Source organism: Chitinophaga sp. RCC_12, assembly GCF_041360695.1.
Lineage (GTDB): Bacteria > Bacteroidota > Bacteroidia > Chitinophagales > Chitinophagaceae > Chitinophaga.
On sequence record NZ_JBFUPS010000006.1, the window covers coordinates 52264 to 73924 of the forward strand.

A 21661-nucleotide genomic window follows, 5' to 3' on the forward strand; every position below is an offset into this window, starting at 1 on the left:
TATGTTCAAAATGAAATTCTATTTATCAAAAATTCGCCACTCATGTCAATTCAACACTTTTAAGATCAGCGATTTACACATTACGATACAAATATAGTTAATAATTGTTACAGTGGCACATTTTTGTAACATTTTTAATCCTAATCCATGCAATTATATAATAAACGGGTAATCAGAATAATCCGTAAATCGCTAAAACTAACGCAACAGGAAATGAGCAATCTGCTGGGTGTATCGCGCGCCTGCTTTGTGACCTATGAGAATGGAAGAGCAAAGGGAAAGCGTTCTTTTTTTTATGAGAGAATGATGTCGGAATTTGGCATTGACCTGCGACAGCCGGCCGATTCGCGTCGCATTGTATTTGTAGACGCCGGTAAGATTCCACAACCGGTATACCAGTATTTAAGTGAACTGGAAATAACAGGAGAATAAAAAAAGAAAGGAGCCAATGGCTCCTTTTTTAGTATAAAGGTGAGTTGACCGGTATTTATCAGTTGATATTTTCAATGATACCTGCAATGCCTTGTCCCCCGCCAACGCAGGCGGTAACAATGCCATATTTTTTATTCAGCCGTTTTAAATCGCCCAACAGCTGCACGGTTAATTTTGCGCCGGTACATCCCAGCGGATGCCCTAACGCAATAGCGCCGCCATTGATATTTACAATATCGGGGTTGATGCCCAGCTCGCGGATAACCGCAATAGACTGCGACGCAAACGCCTCATTCAATTCAACCAGGTCGATGTCCTGCAACGATTTCCCGGCACGCTGCAACACCTTTGGTATGGCGGCCACAGGCCCTACTCCCATGATACGCGGGTGCACTCCTGCAGAAACACAACCCACCAAACGCCCGATAGGCTTCAGTCCCAACTCATTCACCATCCGCTCGCTCATTACCACCACGAAAGCGGCGCCGTCGGATGTTTGTGAGGAGTTACCTGCTGTAACGGAACCTCCCGCGGCGAAAACAGGTTTCAGCTTTGCCAGCGCTTCCAGGGAAGTATCGGCACGCGGACCTTCATCCGTATCCACGATGTAGGAACGTTTTTGTTTCTTTCCTTTCTCATCCACATATACTTCCTCCACTGACACAGGAAGTATGCCCGGCTTGAAATAGCCGTTCTGAATAGCGTTCAGCGCTTTCTGATGTGATTTATAAGAGAACTCATCCTGGTCCTGGCGGCTTACCTTAAATTCATTAGCCACTGCTTCAGCGGTGAGTCCCATTCCAATATAATAATCGGGATTAGTGCTGGCCACGGTGTAGTTGGGGACTGTTTTCCAGCCGGCTACCGGCACCAGGCTCATACTTTCGGTACCACCTGCAATGATACAATCGGCCATACCGGTTTGTATTTTGGCGGTGGCAATCGCAATTGTTTCCAGGCCAGAGGCACAGTAGCGGTTCACCGTCATTCCCGGCACATCAATGCCCAGGGCTCTGACAGAAATCATACGGCCAATCTGTAAACCCTGTTCTGCCTCCGGTACCGCATTTCCCACAATGAGATCATCAACCCGCTTAGGATCCAGCTGTGGCAAGGATTTCAGCAACCCCGTGATTACGTCTACAGCCAGATCATCAGGTCTGTAAAAGCGAAATCCGCCTCTTTTGGATTTTCCCACCGCGGTGCGGTATCCGGCTACTATGTACGCTTCTTGCATGAAAAAAAATTTATAATGAGCTAACGGTTAGATTATCAACATAATGGATATTTATCCACATTTCGTCCTTCTTATCAAATTTAATTAAATAAAGTACACAAATATTCAGAAGATCCGTTAAATTTGCGCTCACGTTTTTTAACAAAGACGGTGGAAGACTCCCTAGCTCAGTTGGTTAGAGCTACTGACTCTTAATCAGTAGGTCCTGGGTTCGAGCCCCAGGGGGGTCACATAAAACTGAAACCTGTACTATCACAGGTTTCAGTTTTTTTTTACTTTTCAATTTTACAGCATATTCGCTAAATGTCCCGGATAGTTTTCAAGGTCTTTTGCTATTTCGCCACCTCTATAAATATCAAAACAATTATAACTATCTATAATTCGTAGCCGCAAAAACGATAGTTGCTTGTAATAGGTAAGAAAATATCTGACAAACCCTTCCCTTCAAATAATTTATTTCCGGGGTTGTCAAATGCCTCGGCTGGTGCATTCCAGGTTGCACGCACCATAAACTTTTTCCCTGCCAGGTTTCCACCTTTACTAAGCAGTCCGTCTGGTTGATATCCATCTTCAACCGTTGTTTCCAAAACCTCGTACGATTTGGATTCAAAAAAGTCCTTCGCAATTTTAAAGAATGATTTGCTCAATGTTCCTTCTGTTCAATCAGGATAGGATAAATGTGCATTTATCGGCAATACCTTTTTTGGCTCTCCATATTTTATGTTCTAAACTGCGCTAAATTTTTTATTCGCAAAAAGTCATTTGCATAGCATTCATTCTACCACCATACACTTCTAATTTTGCATATTCTGTTTCCAACTCCTGCAAATCAGCCGTGGTGAGCTGAACGTTTAATGCTCCTGAATTCTCCTTAAAATGTGTAATATTTCTTGTGCCTGGAATTGGGACAATGAACGGTTTTTGTGCCATTAACCAGGCCAGGGCAATCTGTGAAGCTGTTGCATTTTTGCCGGAGGCAAAACGGTTTAACAAATTTACAATAGGCATATTTGCTGCTAAGTTCTCAGAACTGAAACGCTCAAATGTAGCACGCAAATCTAACTTGTCATCAAATGGCGTTTGAGCATTTAATTTCCCTGTTAAATATCCCATGCCAAGTGGCCCCCACGGAACAAATCCGATTCCCAATTCTTCACATACGGCTAAAACTCCATTTTTCTCCACGCTTCTTTCCATAAAGGAGTATTCGCTTTGAATGGCAGTAACAGGTTGCACCAAATGTGCTTCACGTATAGTCTTTGCACTGGCTTCTGAAAGACCAAAGTGCAGTACCTTTCCTTCATTAATCAAGTCTTTTACCGCTCCGGCAACATCTTCTATTGGTACATTTGGGTCAACCCTATGTTGGTATAAAAGATCAATACGATCAGTTCTCAATCGTTTCAATGATTCTTCAACTACTTTCCTGATGTGCTCAGGTTTGCTATTCAAAGCAATTTGCTTCCCACCGATATCAAAACCAAATTTTGTGGCGATAGTTACTTTGTCTCTAAACGGCGCCAATGCCTCTCCTACCAGTTGCTCGTTGGTATACGGTCCGTAGACTTCGGCTGTATCAAAAAAGGTAACGCCATTTCCATAAGCTGCCCGGATAGTTTTTATACCTTCATTCCTGGCTGCCGGAGCACCATAATTTGCGCTAATGCTCATACAGCCTGCACCTATTTCTGAGACTTCCAGCTTTCCTAATTTTCTCGTATTCATATTTTTTTCCATTTTTTCCTTATTGTGTGTTATCGTTGATCGATTGTCAACCGCTGAAAGGACAGATGGACCAAACAGCAATCCCATTCCCGCAAGCGTAGATTCCTGGATAAAGGCTCGTCTTGAACGCTCTCCGCTTTTTTGAGTTTTATTATTTTTCATTTTCCATGATTTTTAATTACCCAGCGAAGTTAGAACGATGGAAAATGACTGATGGAAACAGAATACCGAAAAAAAAGAATCAAACTACTGGTAACAAAAAAGCGCCTTTTAAAGGCGCTTTTGAAATTAGTTTTTAGTTGCCTGCAACCGGTATTCTTTTGGTGTGAGGTTGACCTGCTTTTTGAAGAATTTGGAGAAGTAATTGGGATATTCGAAACCTAATTCGTAAGCGACTTCTGCGCTATTCATTTCAGTATTCTTTTCCAATAATTCCTTTGCTTTTTTAATCACAAATTCATGGATGTTTTCGATAGCTGATTTCTGGGTAAAGTGTTTAATGATGTCGCCAAAATAGTTTGGCGTCAATCCTAATTTGTCTGCGAAATATTGAACATTGGGAATTTTGGTTGCAGGCTGGTTGTAGTAATCCTTCAAACTTTGTTGAAAATCGGTTACAATACGATTGTATTGTTTTGGGTTGGTAGAAAATTGTCTCTTATAAAATGTTTCCACCAATGAAATCAACACATTTACATATGAAAGCAGCACCACAAAGTTTTGTTTCTCCCTGTTGTAATATTTTATCATTAAATCAAAGAGCGTGCTGACTTCTACGATTTCGCTGTCCGTTAACAATAAGGGTTCATGAAGTCCGTAATCAAGGTAATTTTTGAACAGAAACCGGTTTTCTTCAATAATTTTCTTTGATAATTGAACATACATCCCCTTATAAGTAGGCTCTATATCCCATCCGCCGGACATTTCAGGACTGTTGAAAAATACGGCAGTAACAGGTTTTGCATTGGATTTCGTTTTATCAACAAAATTTATTTTAAAAGAAATTCTGTAAAAATCAATCCCAACAGGCTCCGACTTCATAAGCATATTGGGTGCATCATAGTATCCAATGTCGATATCATTGTCTAAAGGTTTTGGCAAACCTATATACTCATTGAATGCTTTGAAGTCCTTGAATAATTTCATCTTACAAAATTACACATTTTATTAATGGAACCTTTTGGCAATGCAGTTATTCGTAGGACAGAGATGAAGACAACTCACGGTAAGCATTTGCTTGTTCCAGTAATTCCTTCGCCTTTCTTTCTGCTTCTGCAATGCTATCTGCTCCTGCCATCCAACGTTTTGGAGGTGTGCTTTCCTTCGTAATTTTAAGCAATGCTGCTGCTAACTTTGCGGGGTCACCACCTTGTGTTCCATTCATACTTTCCCAAAAAGGCCTTAGCGTGGCAAGCCGGTCAGTATAGTCGTCCAGCTGAAGTTCCGACCAAATTGTAGAAGAGGGTTCCAATAAGTTGGTTCTGAAAAAGCCAGGTTCTACAATGGTAGTATGTATGCCAAATGGTGCAACTTCTATTTGTAAAGATTCCATCCAACCTTCCAGTCCGAACTTGGATGCAGCATAGGCTGAGCAGAGTTCATAACCAACCAATGCTGCAGTAGATGAAATAGATATGATATGTCCTGACCTGTTTTTTCTCATAAAGGGTAAAACCGCCCTCGTTACATTCATGGGGCCGAATAAATTGGTAGCAATTTGACGCTCCACCTGGTTTTGGCTTAACTCCTCAAAAAAGCCTGCGTAGAAGTTGCCTGCATTATTAACCAGTACATCAATTGCTCCGAATTTTGCAATCGCTGAATTTACGCCTGTATTAATTTCATCCAGGTTAGTCACATCCATTTGTATCACCAGTAAGTTACTGGAAGTATCATCAATTGCTTTTGATACTTTATTGGCATCTCTGCCTGTTGCAATAACTTTATTGCCCTCAGCAAGAGCTGCTTTGGCAATTTGCAACCCTATTCCGCTACCGGCACCCGTTATTAACCAAACGCTACTTTCTTTCATTGTGCTATATTTTAATGAGAAGGCAAAGGTAAAAACGGGTAAAAGAAGCAACAGATACATTCCACTACAAAAAAGGAAACAAATTACTGATTGGTATAAGCCTCTCCAATGGCCATTTGCAGACTCAAGCAAGCTGAGCATATAGCCGGCCACTTACCCGTATATAATCTCCTCTATCTCCCAATTATCGTCTTCCTATGCTCCATCCCCCAGTCGGAAAGATTATTAATCACTGTCTGCAACGTTTTACCGTATTTGGTAAGTTCATATTGAACGGTTACAGGCTGTGTATCTAAAACGGTTCGTTTCACCAGTTTATTGATCTCTAACTCTTTCAGTTCCTTGCTCAACATCTTGTTGGAGATACCATTTACATCATTCAAAATGTCGGAAAACCTTCTTTTATTGTAATAGCAAAGCGCCGTAATAATAGATATTTTCCATTTTCCATTCAGCACATCCATTGCATCGTGGACCGCCATGATTTCTTTCCTGAATTCTTGTTGAAATTCGTTGTCACCCATATGTTACCAGGTTACTCAAAAGTTACTGTTACTTTTTGTTACTTAATATCAAATATAAACAATCACTGCTTAGTTTTGCAGGGTAACCAATAAAAGAATCAAAGAAGATGGAAAAATTAAAGAACAAAGTAACAGTAGTTACAGGAGGTAATAGTGGAATAGGATTCGGCATTGCGGAAGCTTTCCAACAGGAAGGAGCTGTGGGTGCAATCACAGGAAGAAACCAGGCAACCATTGAAGCTGCGGTTAAAGCACTGGGCGAGGGTTTCATAGGTATCAAAGGGGATGTGACAAACCTGGACGACCTGGAACATGTATTCAAAGAAACATTTAGCCGGTTTGGAAAAATTGATACGCTGGTAGTCAATGCAGGCGGGGTTGTAGATGGCAGCCCAATGGCAGCCGTTACTGATGTTACGGAAGACAACTATGACCAGTACATGAACTTAAATCTGAAGAGTGTTTACTTCACTGTTCAGAAGTCACTGCCCTACCTGAACGACGGTGCTTCTGTTATTCTTATTGCCTCCACTGCTGCACACCGGGCCGCACCAGGCATGACGATATATGGAGCCGCAAAAGCCGCGGTTATATCTTTAGCGAAGGGCTTGTCGCTGGATTTATTATCAAGAAATATCAGGGTAAATGCACTTTCTCCGGGTTCTATTGACACACCGGTATTTGGTAAAATAGTGCCGCAGGAACAGGTAGAGCAGGTTAAACAAATTTGGAGAGATCTGACTCCTGCAGGGCGGCAAGGCCTTCCAGCTGATATAGGAAAGGCGGCAGTATTTTTAGCATCAGATGATTCCTCTTTTATCATCGGTACCGAGCTTCTTTCAGATGGTGGGATGACAAATATCAGCCTGATGAAATAACGCTCCCCAACAAAAACAAAAAGCCGCATAAATCATGAAATTTACGCGGCTTTTATTTCCGTCCGGAATATAATCAGGCATCCGGTATATTGGGTTCTACCAGTTTCGCTAATTTCTCCAGAGATTCCTGCCAGCCTAAATAGCACATTTCTACAGGTATGGCAGCAGGTATTCCTTCCTGTGTGATTTTTATTTCCGTACCTACCATTGTTTTGTCAAGCCATACAGTAGTGATCATTTCGCCGGGCAGGTTGGGATCGTCAAATTTATCAGTGTACTTCAAAAATTCATTGGGTTTGATTTCCAGGTAAGTTCCGCCGAATGAATGACCATTGCCGGTGGTGAAATTCTGGAATGACATCTTAAAAGAACCACCTGTCTCCGCCTTCATTTCATGTACGGTACACAAAAATCCGTAAGGAGGTAACCAGGAGGCGATTGCCAGGGCGTCAGTAAATGCGCGGAATACTTTTTCCGGAGATGTTTTAAGAACTCTGTGCAGTGAAACTGTATTGTTTGACATAAGATATATTTTGTTCCTACTCATCTGGCTTTTCGGTCCCGCCCGTTTTTTGTGGTTGCTGCTCCACTTTTTTGATTACTTCGTTAAAACAAAGATGATAAGAAATGAGGATTCGGGCAGGGGGAGTATACGACAATTGAGAGGGTTATTTGCGACCCGGCCATCTCCCTGAAAAAGGTGAGCCATACAGACAAGTAAATTGAGCCATAAAAGCAAGTGGTGGTAGCCTACAAAGCCGATCTTTGTACTGTTAATCAATAAAACAGCAATCATGACAACAATAACAAAGATGCCCTTAGGCAAAAATGGACCACTCGTGTCTAAACTCGGATTAGGCTGTATGCGGATGTCGTCCGTTTGGGGCAGCAAGGCAAATGACGAAAGCGAAAGTATTGCTACCATTCAAAGCGCATTGGACAATGGCATCAACTTTCTGAATACTGGAGACTTTTACGGTAGCGGCCACAACGAGCTCCTGGTAGGCAAAGCCATCAAAGGCAGACGGGATGATGCCTTCATCAGCGTGAAATTTGGCGCCATCTTTTACGGCAATCAAATGCTTGGACTGGACCTGCGTCCCATAGCCATCAAGAATTTCATTAACTACTCCCTGGTACGTTTAGGTGTAGATACAATAGATCTTTATCAACCTTGCAGACTCGATAACAGTGTTCCGGTAGAAGATGTGATTGGAACTGTTGCCGACCTGATTAAAGAAGGAAAAGTGCGTTACCTGGGTGTTTCTGAAATCACAGCAGATCAACTGCGCAAGGCGAATAGTGTTCACCCCGTAACAGCATTGGAAATTGGTTACTCTTTGGCAGATCGACAGATAGAAAACGACCTGCTTCCTGCCGCAAAAGAGCTGGGTATAGGAGTGGTGGCGTTTGCCAATACTGCCGAAGGACTACTCACCGGCGAAATGAAAGCGCCTCTTCCGGCCAATGACTACCATCTTCACTTCTCGCGTTTCCAGGGAGAGAACCTGATCAAGAATCTCGAGAAAATCGAAGTCTTAAAGCAGATGGCAAAGGATAAAGGATACACGCCAACCCAACTGGCGATTGCCTGGGTAAATGCGCAGGGTGATCATATCATGCCATTAGTAAGCATGAGCAGGAGATCACGGCTACCGGAAAACATACAGGCCATGGAGATCAGGTTCACCGCCGATGAATTAAACTCACTTAATACCCATTTTTCGCAAGGAGCAATACTTGGAGGCACCTACCTTCAGCGATAGTGAAATGACGCATACACCCCGCCTGTTTTATATCTTTACATCATGATGAGTCCAACTGAAATAATCCCAGGGGTCATCTTTTTCTCTTATCACTCCGCCATGAGAAAGGAGAAGATTGCATTCCTGGAACATAACACGCTGGTATTGCAGGTTTTAGGCCGGTTCACATTAGAAACTGCCAACCAGAGGATCTCCATGGAGGCCGGGGAAATGTTGCTGATACGAAAAAATCAACTGGGAGAAATTACCAAGATGCCTTTGGATGGCCAGGATTATCAAACCATTGTGATTCGCCTGACGGAAGACTTGCTCAGGAAAATCGCGCTGGAGGAACAAATACAGGTAGCGCAAAAATATACAGGAGCTTCCAATCTTCTGATCCCGGGGAACGATTTTTTGCATGCTTTCTTTCAATCCCTGATGCCCTATGTCCGGCACCCGGAAAAGAAGATAACGAATGAAGTAGGTATGCTTAAAGTAAAAGAAGCTGTATATCTTCTCCTGGATATCATGCCCGGGCTAAGAGAATTCCTGTTCGACTTTTCGGAACCTTATAAGATGGATCTGGAAAAATTCATGCTCACCAATTTTCATTACAACGTTCCCATTGAGAAATTTGCACACCTCACGGGAAGGAGTCTTGCGGGGTTCAAACGTGATTTCCAGAAAATATTCGGCATGGCGCCCCGCCGGTGGTTATTGGAAATGCGGCTAAAGGAAGCGCTGCATCTTATAGAAAAAAAGAATAAAAAACCATCCGGGATTTATCTTGACCTGGGATTTGAAAGCCTCTCTCATTTTTCTCATTCTTTTAAAAAGAAATTCGGTAAGGCACCTACCGAATGGTTAATTTAAAGCTGCAAACATAACATATGAACAAACCGGTTATTACAAAGACGATTGAAATAAACGCCTCCCCAAAAAAAGTATGGCGCGTTTTCACAGATCCTAAGGTAACGAGGCAAATGGGCGGTGAATATGTTTCTGAATGGCAAGTTGGCAGCTCTTTTGGATGGAAAGGGAAAGACAGCAGCCTTTATACGAATGGAGTAATCCTTGAATTGGAACCGGAAAAATTATTAAAACATAATTTATTTGACCTCAAAGATAAAAGCAGGTTGCTTTCCGTGATAACGTATGAATTTACAAAAAATGGAGATGGAACCATTCTTTCAGCAAGAGAGGAAATTAATTATGAAATAACGGACTACCTGTTTAAAGAAGCAAACGAAGGTTGGGATGCCGCGCTTCAATTGGTAAAGTATGTAGCCGAGAAATTATAACACAAGGCTGGTTATTATAAAGGAGGGATTGCCAATGCAACCCCTCCTTTATATCATTATGAATAGCTCTACTATGGATTCTCAACTGTTTTTGTTTCTGCCAGTTCCGCCTCATCCGGTTCTTTTTCCAGATCCCTATCCAGGGCATACAATGCTTCACCGGTAGCCTTTTCCCCGCCTGCCACTTTGATCTTATCCAACAGGTTCAGCGCGAGGGTTTCTTCTTCCGTTTGTTCCTTCACAAACCACTGCAGGAAATTCCATGAAGCCCAGTCGCCTTCGTCAAAACTCATCTTCACCAATTTATAGATTCCCGTTGTGTTATTAACCTCCTGCTGAAATACCTGCTCAAAACAGTTTTGTACGCTGACAGGATTTGCAGGCGGTTGCGGAATAGCGGCTATCTCCACTTTACCACCTCTTTCCAGGATATATTCCAGGAACTTCATCATATGATTACGCTCCTCGTTCGCATGGCGGAAGAGGAAATTGGCAATCCCATTATATCCTTCACTTGCAGCCCAAGATCCATAAGACAAATATATCTGTGCTGCAAACGCTTCCTGGGTCATTTGATTATTAAGTCCCGCTTGTAAGCTGGCTGAAAGCCTGTTCTTGTTCATGATAGTAGTTTTTAGGATTTCGCTACGAAAGGCCAAATCAAAAACTACACCACAACAATGTTGCTTTGCTCCTGTGTTTGCTTCATGTGTCGGGAAACGCCGTGCCTGTATGGTATTGGCAATCAGCAGGCGGTGGGCGGGCTTAGTTCAGTAAAATATAATGGGACATCTTTCTCTTAATATCCGCGGGGAAAAATATGGACGTAATGCGGTATGAAATTATTTTATCATCCTTATCACTGCCAGATCATCTGTATGATTCAATCCAAACTTGTGCTCAATCACTTTTAATTTCATATTCAGCATTTCTTCATTACCTCTCCCGGTTTGATCATTTAACAGAAAATCTACCGGGTTTATCACATCAGAATTTTCCGGCGCTGCCACCCTGGTAAATGTTTCTATACCATCAGTAGCAATACTGATATCGATGAGTTCATGCAGAAATATTTTCTGCAACTGGCATTCATACCAATGATCAAAATCTTCCGACAGATGATAACCCAGGTAATCGGGCTTGTTATCCTGGTCAAAAGTAATAATGGCGCCATTAATGTTCACTATGCCATCTCCTACTACTAATACCAAACCTTTATCTGCTTTGGTATCTGCCAACAAAATAATTAATGTGGTTAACAACTCTTCTCTTTCCAGTTGTATTTGATTTTTGATAATTTTTAATTCTGAGAATAATTCTTTTAAGATGATTTTTAAATAGTCATCCAATGACATTTCGGGGTATTCTTTGGAATAAAACGATTTATAGCTTAGCGATTTACAGATTTTTCTCAACAGCTTACCTACCAGTGAAGAAATCAGATAGCTATCCTTTCCCATTGTACAGCCGTCCATGACGGCACAAATGATCTTATTGCTATCGATATGATCGAAGAAGAGATAGTCTTCACAGTGGTTAACATGATAGGCGCCTATCTGAAGGGTTGTATATATTTCCATACTTAAACATCAAGATAGCAACTTTGCCCTCCATTTCAAAACGTTTTACAGGTTGCCGCCACCCGCGGCAACCTGTAAAACGTTTCATTAAAATGCAGGATCATCCGGTGTATTCGGATTATCATTCCGTTCCACAAACGGATACGGGAAATAACTCCGCTTCCGTTCCAACACTGGTCTTCCAAACCGGCGGCTATCCTCCAGTTCCTGGGCGCCCATAAACAATTCTATTCTCCGGTGCTTATAGATCAACGTCAGCAATTCCGCTTCAGTGACCGCCACTACCGGCGGCAATGCCGCACCAACACCAAATGCGTCTTCAGATGCCTTCTTGGTAACAACTTTGTTAAGGTAAAGCAAGCCATTCACGATGTCATGCTGACGGGCATAAGCTTCTGCTTTAATAAGCAGCATTTCCCCCGGCAGGTAGATGGGCACTGCAGTTAAACTACTTCTGAAAAAGCCGTTGATATTAAACTTCGGCTTTGCTGGCCGGGCAATATAAAACGGTACCCGCTGGTCAGCCAGATCCGGCTGTATAGGCACCGGCAATCCCATCGTAGAGTCAACAACGTTATAGATGTTGTTGGTAGCCGTTACCAGCGAAAAGATCGGGTTGTTGATCTGCGGATTAAACGAAAGCGTAGACTGTACACCCAGGTTTACTTTATCGGCTGCACTTATTGCAGCCGGGTAGTCACCTGCGTAGAGGGCGTATCTCGCTTTCAATGCATACAGGGTATTAATGATATCCACATTCTGGGGGATATTGGCTAAAAAGGCAGTCCCTATAGGCGTAGCCGTTATAGTGCTGATCGCGTTGTCCAGTGCGGCTACTGCCATCACATAACCCTGCTTGGCCGGAACAAACTTCACCCCGCCGGATGACACAGGGGTACCGGTATTTTCCGGTACCTGCTCCCAGAAGTTCGCCTGCACGCCGAGGGCGAGGGCCTTAAAAATAGTGGTATAACCAATGAGGCCACTGGCAAAGCTCTTATCGGCAACAACCACGCCGGTACGGCGTAAAATGCTGTCGGCTTCATACCTGATTTTATTGGACACATTCCACATACCGGTAACTACCACGTTGGTGGTCAGGATTTTATTTCCTCCCGCGGCGACTTGCCCTTCATCTGCGTTACCTGGGTTGGTTACAAAGGTTTCTCCCAACAGCAAACTGCCGGAAGTAACAGTGGTGTATAACAATCCTGTGCGATCTTTTGCGTACCATGCCTGCAAACCCACTGCTGCATTCGCCAAAGTGGCGGGCGAGCTGTAAGCCTGTTCTGATGAAGGACCCGATGGATCCTGGTAATCTTTCTTACAGGCGGTGAAAATGCAGAACAAAGCGATGGCGAGGATACTATATTGCATATATCGTTTCATAATAGCTCTTTTTTTGTGATTAAAATTTTGCACGGATAGCCAGGTTATAACTCCGGGGCACCGGCACGGCGCCAAAATCAATTCCGCGCAATACGGTACTTTGTCCTGCCGCATTTAATTCCGGATCGTATCCTTTGTAGTTGTCCCAGGAAATCAGGTTCCGGCCTCCAACACTTATCGTTAAATCACTGAGTCCTTTCAGCTTGCCAAAGCTATAGCTGAAGGCAACTTCCCGCAGCTTCACAAAGGAGCCGTCATCAATTCTCCATTCCTGTATGTTGTAGTTACCTGCCACAAAACCGCGTGGAAGCAACCCAAGATCTTCCTGCTCAGCTATCTTTCCGTTATCAACACCTTGCCTGGTTCGCCAGTCGGCATTGAATACATCTCCACCCTGCACCGCATCTATCTGTATATGAAGACCCAGTTTTTTATACTGGAAATCATTGGTAAGTGTACCGGTCCAATCGGGGTTAGGGTCACCTATTTTTTTATTCAATGCCGTAACACCTGTTGTTGGCGGCAACCCGGTAGCCGGATCACGTGCAACCGTATACGTTAGTGGTGAATTTTGTTTTCCTGCTTCCGTAACCGGTATGCCGGCAGGTGTTTTCAGGAGATTACCACTTTCGTCCCTGGCGAAGAAGGTACCATAGAAAAAGCCGATCGGCTCTCCATTGGCAATGCCCACAGGAGCGCCGCCTACAGTGTTATAGAGGATCAGCGACTGTCCGATATCCACCGCTTTATTGCGGTTACGGTTATAGATAGCGGTCAGGTTCCAGTTGAAGTTAGTCGTCTTCACCGGCATTACATTCAGCACTACTTCTACACCGGTGTTTTCCAGTGTCCCGATATTATCCTGGTAAAAAGAGTAGCCTTTGGTGGGGGCGACTGCGCGGCTGATCAACAGGTTTTCGACACGTTTTTTATAGTAGTTAACGGAGAGGCCTATACGATTATTCCAGAACGCCAGGTCTGTACCTACTTCCAGTTCCTTTTGCTTCTCCGGTTTCACATCCGGGTTTGTATAAGTGGAGGGCGACTGGAAAGCAGCGGCTCCTATGAATGCGGTGGCGCCATAGGTATTGTAACGGCCATAGGCGGGAATACCGGTCAGGTTACCGGATTCACCATAGGCAGCTCTTAATTTCAGCAGGTTCCACCATGCAGCTACGGATGATTTCTCCCAGAAATCGGTGCCGGATATCACATAGCTACCGCTGAGTTTAGCATACAACTGATTCCTTTCATCTACCCCAAATACGGAGGATCCATCCACGCGCAGGGCGCCGGTAAGAAACAGTTGGTTGCGGTATTTAAAATTCTGCTGGATGTATTCTCCGGAAACAGATAACTCCGTCCGTTGATCTGCACCGGGAATAATAGTAGTGGCCTTATCTGCTGTTTGCACAAAAGGAGGCAGCCCTCTTCCCTGTTCCAGGGTGTAGTGCATGCGCTGGTATTGTACCGAGTAGCCCACCTGTGTTACCGAACTGAGTTTATCATTGATATCCCAGTTATAGGTAGCATTGAGATCGTGGTTGATCAGAAAGGAATTATTATTACCGGCGCTGGCATAACCATTCTGCGCAGGATCCAGGGTAGGACCGCCGCCATAAAAACCCGGGCTTACAAAGTAGGCGAATGCGGGCATGAAGGTGGTACCTTCCTGGTTATAGTTGTCGATACCGAGCCGGTAATCTACCGTAAGGTTTTTGATTGGCCGCAGCTTGATACCGGCGCCGGCAATCACCCTGCCTACATGTTGTTGCTGTTTAAAATCTTCCATGATAGACACGGGGTTTACGCGGCCGCGTTCCCCTACTTTCATCAGCTGGCCTAAGGCGTTACGCTTTTGTATATCATAGTAGTTACCGATGATGGTTACACCATTCATGGGAGAATAGAAAGTGTTGCCATCAGGTTTTTCATTTGCTTTGCTGTAAACATAGTTCAAACTGGCACTGAAGCTTATCCAGCTGGCCAGCTCCTGATCGAGGTTTAAGCGGAAACTGAACCGGCTGAAATCTGTTTTATTGACAATTCCCTGGTTATAAAAGTAACTGCCGGATGCGTAGTATTTTGTTTTGTCTTTGCCACCGGCCACGGATATATTATTATCCGTTCCAACGCCGGTGCGGAAAATATAATCCTGGTAGTCGTACCTGTTTACCGGTGTTTTACTCACGATAGCGGGAGTCAGGATATTTTGTGTGGAATCGTCCGGAGATCCGCCAAACTTCACCGGGGCCTGATTCACGTCCAGTTTTTTACGCAGTTGATTCACAGAAAAACTGGTGGAAAAATTAACCACCGGCGCTCCGGCGCTGCCTCTTTTGGTGAAGATCTGTACTACACCGGCGTTGGCGCGGGAACCATAGATGGCAGCCGCAGCAGCGCCGTTCAGCACTTCTATGCGCTCAATATCTGCCGGGTTGATATCAGAGATACGGCTTTGCCCTACGTTACCTACAAAGTTATTGCCTGCGCCACCTGCCGGATCCGTTGTTCCTCCAACGCCGTAGCTCGGATCTGCATTGGTTACACGCGTAGTAGAGTTATCAATGATTACCCCGTCGATGATATACAAAGGTTCTGTAGAACCTGATATGGTACTGATACCACGGAGTTTTACAGAGATGCCTCCCGCGGGGTCGCCGGAGTTCTGGGAGATCTGTGCACCGGCAGTTTTACCCTGCAAGGCTGCCAGCACATTACCCGAGCCGCTTTTGCTCAGTTCATCAGCTTTCACCGTGCTGATATAGTTACCCAGCTGCCGGCGCGTGGTTCCTTCGGAGGTACCGGTTACCACGATCTCATCCAGTTTGGACACTTCTGCCAACAATTGAATGTTTTGCGTATAGGTGGTGGTGCCGGCGCTTATTACCAGCACCCGCTCACCAGGTGCGAAGCCAATACCTGAATAACCAAGTGTGTAATTGCCTGGCGGCAGGTTGCCGCTGATGGTGTAACGTCCGTCCACATCTGTTTTGGCGCCCAGTTTTGAATTCTTCACTACTACCGTGATGCCGGGAATAGGAGATTGCTGGTTATCCGTTACCTGGCCTGAAATTTTTACCTGGGCATAGGTAGCAACGGCCAGCACGTTCATGAACAGGAATAGCAAAAAGGACCGGCCTTTAGCCATCTTCAATAGAAACAAGCTCATAGAAAAAATTTAGCGGGTTTAAGTTTGGTCGATTACAGTCATGGGTAGTATACTAACTACCGTTTCTAATTTTGGTTGTCTTTGTTTTGATTCAATTCTCGCATTTATGTGTTTATCAATACTTTAAGTTCGCTAAAAATTGGCAGGTGACCAAAAGGACCATTAATGTTATTGCAGCACCTGTGCCAGCGGATTGAAATGATATCCCCGCTGCTTCAGCGCCGTGATCAATGCCCCCAGCTGTTTGTAAAATTTATCTGTTCTGCGGGGATCCGTGCCTATATGCAGCAGCAACAGGAAGCCATTCAAACCGCCTGGGCGGTTTGCTTCATATTGCAGAATGGATTGATAAATTTCTGCGGAGGTACGGTATTGCTTTCCCAGCGCCGGATAGGTATAGTCTGCATTGGAACGGGTTCCCGGTGTAAAGTTAATCAGCTGCAAACCCACTGTGGCAGTCCATGCAGCGATGCTGTCATTGTACCATTCATACGCAGGCAAAAACCAGGGAGCAGCTTCTTTTGAAATTCCTGCTGCTGCCATTTTTTTATAATTGGCCTGCAGGTCATCGAGGAACTGTGTTTTTGTAACCAGCAAACTATCCCTGTTTTGCCAGTCGCAATACAACAGGTGCTGATCGCCATGCGCACCTAAGTAATGCCCGTCTGCTTTCAGCTGCCGGATGAGTGCCTGGTTAGCGGGTTGCTGATAAAATTTCCCGGTGAAAAAGAATGCAGCTTTCACGTGCTGTAGCTGCAATGTGTTGCGGATTACCTGTGCGCCGTCTGCATATTCATCTCCTGTGAAAACAAGTGTCAATTGTTTTTTGCTGCTATCTCCGCGGATTAATCCACCATGATCGTATTGCCGCTTCCCGGCCCCTTCCTGCGCTTTGGCCGCCAGCAGGTACACCAGGGAAGCCGTGCCATCCATGGTGGGTTCATTGGTGCTGTAATCGCCAACATCATCGTGATACACGGCGAGGTCACTTTGAAACGCCGCATATTCATCGGGGTTCGACAACCGGATGCCGATGAGGTTTTTGTAGATGTTGGTATATACAGGTCCGTCTACCAGTCCGCCATCTACCGGGTAGTGGCCAACAGCGGAGAAGGCGGCGTGCGGATCTGCAGGCGTATCGCCGTTTGCAGGCAACCCGTATACCATGCTGGTGCCCCAGGGATTACAGCCAAAAAGCCAGTCGATGTTTGCCTGCTCCAGTGCCGCAAAAGTATTCTTATGACTGAGTTGCCGGTACCAGTAACACTGGATGGCAAAGGCGGTAGTCAGGTTATTACTGCACCAGATAAATGGTATGCCGCGATAAAAAGCATTATGCTTTGCTTTGTTCCACACCCGCCGGATACCGGTCTCATAATAACTGGTGAGACGGTCCTTTTCTGCACGGTTGCTTTGCTGCGCCAACGCATAATGTCCCAGGTTGATGAATGGATACCACTGGTAATGATGCGCGGTATCGGCGCCCAGCCATGGTGTTACTTCTTCCTGCGCGGCATAGCCGGTGGCCGCCTGTTGGTATGCCGTTTCTTTTGTGATCTGGTACAGTTGTGCAGCGGCCAGCTCCATGTCATCGGTCCAGTTATCTTCTGCATAAATGTAGGGCGATAATACCGATGCTGTTTGGCATACGCCGGGTTGTTTTCTTCCCATTTTCCAGGCAGACAAAGCCCGGGTTTTCAGCAGCTGCGCATAGGTAGGCGCAGTTGTTTTGAGCAGATCGTATCCCAGTGCGAATGCGCTGGAAAACTTTCCTGCCGTAGAAGCTACGCCGGTGCTTTTGTTTTTGTATTTGCTTAGGCCCTGCGGCTCCCCGGTGCAAAAATATACGGGGCGTTCAAAGCCTTTGCCATAAAAGTTATCTTCACCGGGCAGGCGAAGACCATGATGATCGCGGTCGTCAGCTAACTGGTTAAACATCAGGTTATCCGACGGATGCATTTTCAACAGCCAGTCGAGGCCCCATTTTGCCTCATCCAGTACATCGCTGATATGATTGCTGCCCGGCAGGCCATTGGCCGAATAGCTATCTCCAAAAACACCCGGAAAATCGCGGTAAGCTGCCAGCAGGTGAAAGGTGGCATTGGCAGAAGTAGTTACATACTGGAGGTAATCGGTGGCATCATGCCAGCCGCCGGTTACATCGATGTGCGTACTGTCCGGCATAGGACCGTACATGGTGTAGCCGTCGTGCGTGTGACACGAATCCCTGAGCGTGGGATTAAATCCGCTTCGCTGCTGCCGCATATAACGCAGCAAAAAGTCCGGCGTATGCGCGTACACGTTATCGCCTATACGAAATTCAGGAGAAATGATACTGTCTGTTTTCAGGTAATATTTCCCGGGAGATGAATACGCGGAGAAGTCCAGCCGATAGGTTTGATCAAACGGTCCGTAGGCGCCGAAGGGCTTACCTGTTTCTGCTGTAAAAACAACTTTACCGGTAACCGCCGACACCAGTTGAAAGGTGCGTGGCTGCATGCTTCCTTTGCCGCCCCAAACGGCTACTTTAACGCCACCGGGAAGATAGCCGAGCTGGTTAATGCGTATCCATGCGGCAGGCGCCTGTGCATGGCCACAGGCAGCTATGCACAATAAGAATAACAGGTATGCCGCAAACAGCCGGACGTTTTTCATTATTCAAAAGCGGGTTGAGGATATTCAATAAAAATACCTTTTTTACCGCACAGGGAAAAGAAAAATTATTCTGCCCGCAGGCTCTTCACCGGGTTCGACAGTGCTGCTTTTGCGGCCTGGTAACTTACGGTGAGCAGCGCTATCAGTAAGGCTCCCAACATGGTGAACACAAATATCTGCCACACGATGGTGGTGTGGTATTCGTACTGCAGCAACCATCTGTCAAGGCAATACCAGGCTACCGGAACCGCAAGGCAACAGGAAATACTGACCAGTATCACAAAATCTTTCGACAACATTTTCCACAACTGGAATACAGACGCGCCCATTATTTTACGGATACCTATCTCTTTGGTACGCTGCTCTGCGAGGTAAGAAGCAAGGCCAAACAAACCCAAACAACTGATCATGATAGCGAGTATAGCGAAGAAGGTGGACAGCTGCCCGATGCGTTCTTCTTCACTGAATTTCTTTGCGTATTCTTCGTCGGCAAATTTATATTCAAACGGTGCAGCCGGATTATATTTCTGCATTACCTGCTGTATCACTGCCATTGCTTTACCAGTGGTCACGTCCGGGTTGATCCGGATGTTTACAAAATTGCCGGGTTCACTCAACAGGTAATAAATAGCTGGTCTTACTTCTTCATAGGGAGAAGCCATGATCATATTATGCACCACGCCGAGTACATGATACTCGAGGCTGTCCTTACGTATAATTTCACCCACTGCATTATCAAATCCCATGTACTTGGCAGCTGCTTCATTCAAAATTATTCCCATAGAATCGGAAGCAAATTGCTCGGAGAAGTCCCGGCCTGCAATAAACTGCCAGTCAACTGTTTTGCCATAACCCATTCTGCCGCCAATTACAGCGAAACCGTCCTCCTGGTCAGATCGCTGTCCTCTCCACTTGTAACCGCCGGCGCCGGCCCATATGTCGGTGAGCGGCCCCTGCGACTCCGATACAGCGGTAACCATGCCCGAACCTTCCAGTTCATTCTTGATGATCTTATAGTTCTTATAGATCTCCGGGGTGGTCATTTGTATGGAAAGCAGGCCGTTACGGGTATAACCCACAGGACGGTTCTTTGCAAACTGGATCTGCCGGTAAATAACAATGGTGCCGATAATTAAAATAATAGATACGGTGAACTGTACTACGATCAGCGCTTTACGGGGCACAGCAGCGAAGCGGCCGGCGCGGAAAGTGCCTTTCAATACTTTCAGTGGCTGAAACGAGGATAGATACAGCGCGGGGTAGCTGCCTGCCAGTAAGCCGGTGAGCAAACTAAATCCCAGGCCAATGAGCCAGAACACCGGGCTGCCCCATAATACCCCAATATGTTTGTTGGCTACCTGGTTAAACCAGGGCAGCACTATTAACACAATCAATATGGATAACACAAAAGAGAAGAATGCCACCAGCACCGATTCACTTAAAAACTGCCAGATCAGTTGCCGGCGCATAGAACCAATGGCCTTACGGATGCCTACTTCTTTTGCCCGCTTTTCCGACCGCGCGGTGCTCAGGTTCATAAAGTTGATACAGGCCAGCATTAACACAAACAAGCCTATCAGGCCAAATAATTTCACATAACGTATTTGCCCGCCGGTATTCACGCCATTTTCAAAAGAAGAATACAAATGCCACTTACGCATCGGGTGCAGGAATAATTCCTCTTTCAGGCCAGGCTCGAGGGTTAAATGCGGTGTTGCTACCTGGCTTATTTTTGCTGATACTTTGTCCATATCCGCATTATCTGCCAACTGCACAAATAGTTTCGTCATGTTGAAGTCCCACTTGTCTCTCGCGTCGCCTATCCAGGTCCAGTTATTTATAAACAGCGACCATGGCGCAATATAATCGGTGCTACTGAAAGAAGTATTTTCGGGCAGGTCTTCATATACACCGGTTACTTTCAGCACGAGGTTACGGTTGTTGTCCATCTTCACCAGCTGGTCCATTGGATCTTTGTCGCCAAACAAAGCTGCTGCTAACCGGGCAGACAGGAATACAGATGCTTGTTCTTTCAGGCCGCTATAGGTGCCTTTCAGCATTTTCAGGGAAAGCATTTCAGGGCCGCCGGGTTCTGAAAAAATACCGGTCCGGGTAAACTTTTTTTCTCCTGCAGCAATGGTATGTGTACCATCTGCCATAATTACCACCTGTTTAAAATCATCAGGATAGGAGGTCCGCAAAGCAGCTGCCAGGGGAATGGGTGTTGAATTAAAAGCGCCCGCCTCGTCGCCCTTCGACATCCGTTGCCATACCTGGGCAATACGATCGTAATTAGCGTGGTACTTATCGTACGACAATTCATTCCAGATCCATAGTCCTATGAGCATGGTTACCGCCATGCCGGCAGATAAGCCGAAGATGTTGATAAAGGAGGTGCCCCTGTTCTTCAACAGGTTCCTGAAAGCTATTTTCAAATAATTCCTGATCATGGCAAGGCGGATTTGATGGACGCCCTTAAAGACACAAGAAGACCGCCATAGTTGCATGGCCTTATCCACAAAGGATTACAAGGGAAGTATTCGTCTTCTTTTGTCCGGAAATGGACGGCAAATGCCCGGAAATGAACAATCAGGAAGGCTGCTGGAGAATCACGCACACGTCTTCTGTATCTCTCAGGGCAAATTCCAGCGCTCCCCAGGGTTGGAGTTTGATCTCCGGTAAATTGGGGTGTAGTAACTCAGGGTGACTTCCTTTCACCAGTGCATATGCTGCTTCTATATCATCGGTTTCGAGTCGTATTTCCGGCCTGTCTTTGATTGCCCATTCATGACTTTCAATCAGGTGAATCACCAGGTTGTCCCGCTTGATGATGCAAAACGGCTGTTCTCCGCTGTCGTCCCGGTAAGCCACAGAAAAGCCCAGCGTATCCACAAATAGCTGCAAACCCACATTCATATCCGAATAAAAGATATTCGGGATCAGTTTGGTTAGTTGCATATGCTCAATTTTTATAGAAAAGTAAATAAT

The 21661-nt window shown here is 45.3% G+C and carries 19 protein-coding genes and 1 tRNA gene; 6 read left to right on the forward strand and 14 right to left on the reverse strand.

The features are described 5' to 3' along the window. The first annotated feature begins 213 nt into the window (after nucleotides 1-213). Nucleotides 214-432, forward strand: a complete 219-nt coding sequence (locus AB6805_RS18575; protein WP_370910945.1) for a hypothetical protein — start codon at nucleotides 214-216, stop codon at nucleotides 430-432. Between the two features lie 58 nt (nucleotides 433-490). On the opposite strand, the gene AB6805_RS18580 is transcribed toward AB6805_RS18575, so the two are convergent. Beyond that, nucleotides 491-1669 (reverse strand): acetyl-CoA C-acyltransferase, encoded by a 1179-nt coding sequence (locus tag AB6805_RS18580; RefSeq protein ID WP_370910946.1) that lies wholly within the window; start codon nucleotides 1667-1669, stop codon nucleotides 491-493. 156 nt (nucleotides 1670-1825) lie between these two features. Here AB6805_RS18580 and AB6805_RS18585 point away from each other — a divergent pair. Further along, nucleotides 1826-1899 (forward strand) — tRNA-Lys (locus AB6805_RS18585). A 144-nt stretch (nucleotides 1900-2043) separates the two neighbouring features. On the opposite strand, the gene AB6805_RS18590 is transcribed toward AB6805_RS18585, so the two are convergent. The 5 genes from AB6805_RS18590 to AB6805_RS18610 all read right to left on the reverse strand — a co-directional run bounded on the left by AB6805_RS18590 (nucleotide 2044) and on the right by AB6805_RS18610 (nucleotide 5950). Further along, entirely contained in the window at nucleotides 2044-2256 is a 213-nt protein-coding gene (locus AB6805_RS18590) for a hypothetical protein (RefSeq protein WP_370910947.1), read from the reverse strand. A gap of 157 nt (nucleotides 2257-2413) precedes the next feature. Further along, entirely contained in the window at nucleotides 2414-3556 is a 1143-nt protein-coding gene (locus tag AB6805_RS18595; protein WP_370910948.1) for an aldo/keto reductase, read from the reverse strand. Between the two features lie 126 nt (nucleotides 3557-3682). Continuing rightward, complete coding sequence (locus AB6805_RS18600; protein WP_370910949.1) at nucleotides 3683-4540, reverse strand: helix-turn-helix domain-containing protein; 858 nt, start codon at nucleotides 4538-4540, stop codon at nucleotides 3683-3685. A gap of 46 nt (nucleotides 4541-4586) precedes the next feature. Further along, nucleotides 4587-5426, reverse strand: coding sequence for an SDR family oxidoreductase (locus AB6805_RS18605; protein ID WP_370910950.1), 840 nt, complete (start codon nucleotides 5424-5426; stop codon nucleotides 4587-4589). Between the two features lie 173 nt (nucleotides 5427-5599). Then, the gene (locus AB6805_RS18610; protein WP_370910951.1) at nucleotides 5600-5950 is read right to left on the reverse strand and encodes a winged helix-turn-helix transcriptional regulator; all 351 of its coding nucleotides are present in this window, start codon (nucleotides 5948-5950) and stop codon (nucleotides 5600-5602) included. 107 nt (nucleotides 5951-6057) lie between these two features. On the opposite strand from AB6805_RS18610, the gene AB6805_RS18615 reads away from it, so the two are divergent. Further along, nucleotides 6058-6828, forward strand: a complete 771-nt coding sequence (locus tag AB6805_RS18615; protein ID WP_370910952.1) for an SDR family oxidoreductase — start codon at nucleotides 6058-6060, stop codon at nucleotides 6826-6828. A 73-nt stretch (nucleotides 6829-6901) separates the two neighbouring features. Here the strand turns inward: AB6805_RS18615 and AB6805_RS18620 are convergent, their stop codons facing one another. Further along, nucleotides 6902-7351, reverse strand: coding sequence for an SRPBCC family protein (locus AB6805_RS18620; RefSeq protein WP_370910953.1), 450 nt, complete (start codon nucleotides 7349-7351; stop codon nucleotides 6902-6904). A gap of 271 nt (nucleotides 7352-7622) precedes the next feature. Here AB6805_RS18620 and AB6805_RS18625 point away from each other — a divergent pair, with 271 nt between their 5' ends. The 3 genes from AB6805_RS18625 (at nucleotide 7623) to AB6805_RS18635 (ending at nucleotide 9877) form a co-directional block, all read left to right on the forward strand. Next, the gene (locus AB6805_RS18625) at nucleotides 7623-8594 is read left to right on the forward strand and encodes an aldo/keto reductase (protein WP_370910954.1); all 972 of its coding nucleotides are present in this window, start codon (nucleotides 7623-7625) and stop codon (nucleotides 8592-8594) included. Nucleotides 8595-8693: 99 nt separating this feature from the next. After that, nucleotides 8694-9449 carry a helix-turn-helix domain-containing protein gene (locus AB6805_RS18630; RefSeq protein WP_370910955.1) on the forward strand — a complete coding sequence of 252 codons (756 nt, stop codon included), beginning with the start codon at nucleotides 8694-8696 and terminating at the stop codon, nucleotides 9447-9449. A 17-nt stretch (nucleotides 9450-9466) separates the two neighbouring features. Continuing rightward, nucleotides 9467-9877: an SRPBCC domain-containing protein gene (locus tag AB6805_RS18635; RefSeq protein ID WP_370910956.1), complete on the forward strand. Its 411-nt coding sequence runs from the start codon at nucleotides 9467-9469 to the stop codon at nucleotides 9875-9877. Between the two features lie 71 nt (nucleotides 9878-9948). Here AB6805_RS18635 and AB6805_RS18640 read toward each other — a convergent pair whose 3' ends face one another. From AB6805_RS18640 to AB6805_RS18670, 7 genes are all read right to left on the reverse strand, one after another. Next, the gene (locus AB6805_RS18640) at nucleotides 9949-10500 is read right to left on the reverse strand and encodes a ferritin (protein ID WP_370910957.1); all 552 of its coding nucleotides are present in this window, start codon (nucleotides 10498-10500) and stop codon (nucleotides 9949-9951) included. A 219-nt stretch (nucleotides 10501-10719) separates the two neighbouring features. Then, nucleotides 10720-11457, reverse strand: coding sequence for a protein phosphatase 2C domain-containing protein (locus tag AB6805_RS18645; RefSeq protein ID WP_370910958.1), 738 nt, complete (start codon nucleotides 11455-11457; stop codon nucleotides 10720-10722). Between the two features lie 87 nt (nucleotides 11458-11544). Continuing rightward, a complete protein-coding gene (locus AB6805_RS18650) occupies nucleotides 11545-12846 on the reverse strand; it encodes a RagB/SusD family protein (protein ID WP_370910959.1) in 1302 nt (433 codons plus the stop codon). A gap of 19 nt (nucleotides 12847-12865) precedes the next feature. Next, the gene (locus AB6805_RS18655; protein ID WP_370910960.1) at nucleotides 12866-16018 is read right to left on the reverse strand and encodes a SusC/RagA family TonB-linked outer membrane protein; all 3153 of its coding nucleotides are present in this window, start codon (nucleotides 16016-16018) and stop codon (nucleotides 12866-12868) included. Between the two features lie 168 nt (nucleotides 16019-16186). Continuing rightward, complete coding sequence (locus tag AB6805_RS18660) at nucleotides 16187-18673, reverse strand: glycoside hydrolase family 9 protein (protein WP_370910961.1); 2487 nt, start codon at nucleotides 18671-18673, stop codon at nucleotides 16187-16189. Between the two features lie 65 nt (nucleotides 18674-18738). Next, complete coding sequence (locus AB6805_RS18665) at nucleotides 18739-21123, reverse strand: ABC transporter permease (protein ID WP_370910962.1); 2385 nt, start codon at nucleotides 21121-21123, stop codon at nucleotides 18739-18741. Nucleotides 21124-21262: 139 nt separating this feature from the next. Beyond that, a complete protein-coding gene (locus tag AB6805_RS18670) occupies nucleotides 21263-21631 on the reverse strand; it encodes a hypothetical protein (RefSeq protein WP_370910963.1) in 369 nt (122 codons plus the stop codon). Nucleotides 21632-21661: the final 30 nt, after the last annotated feature.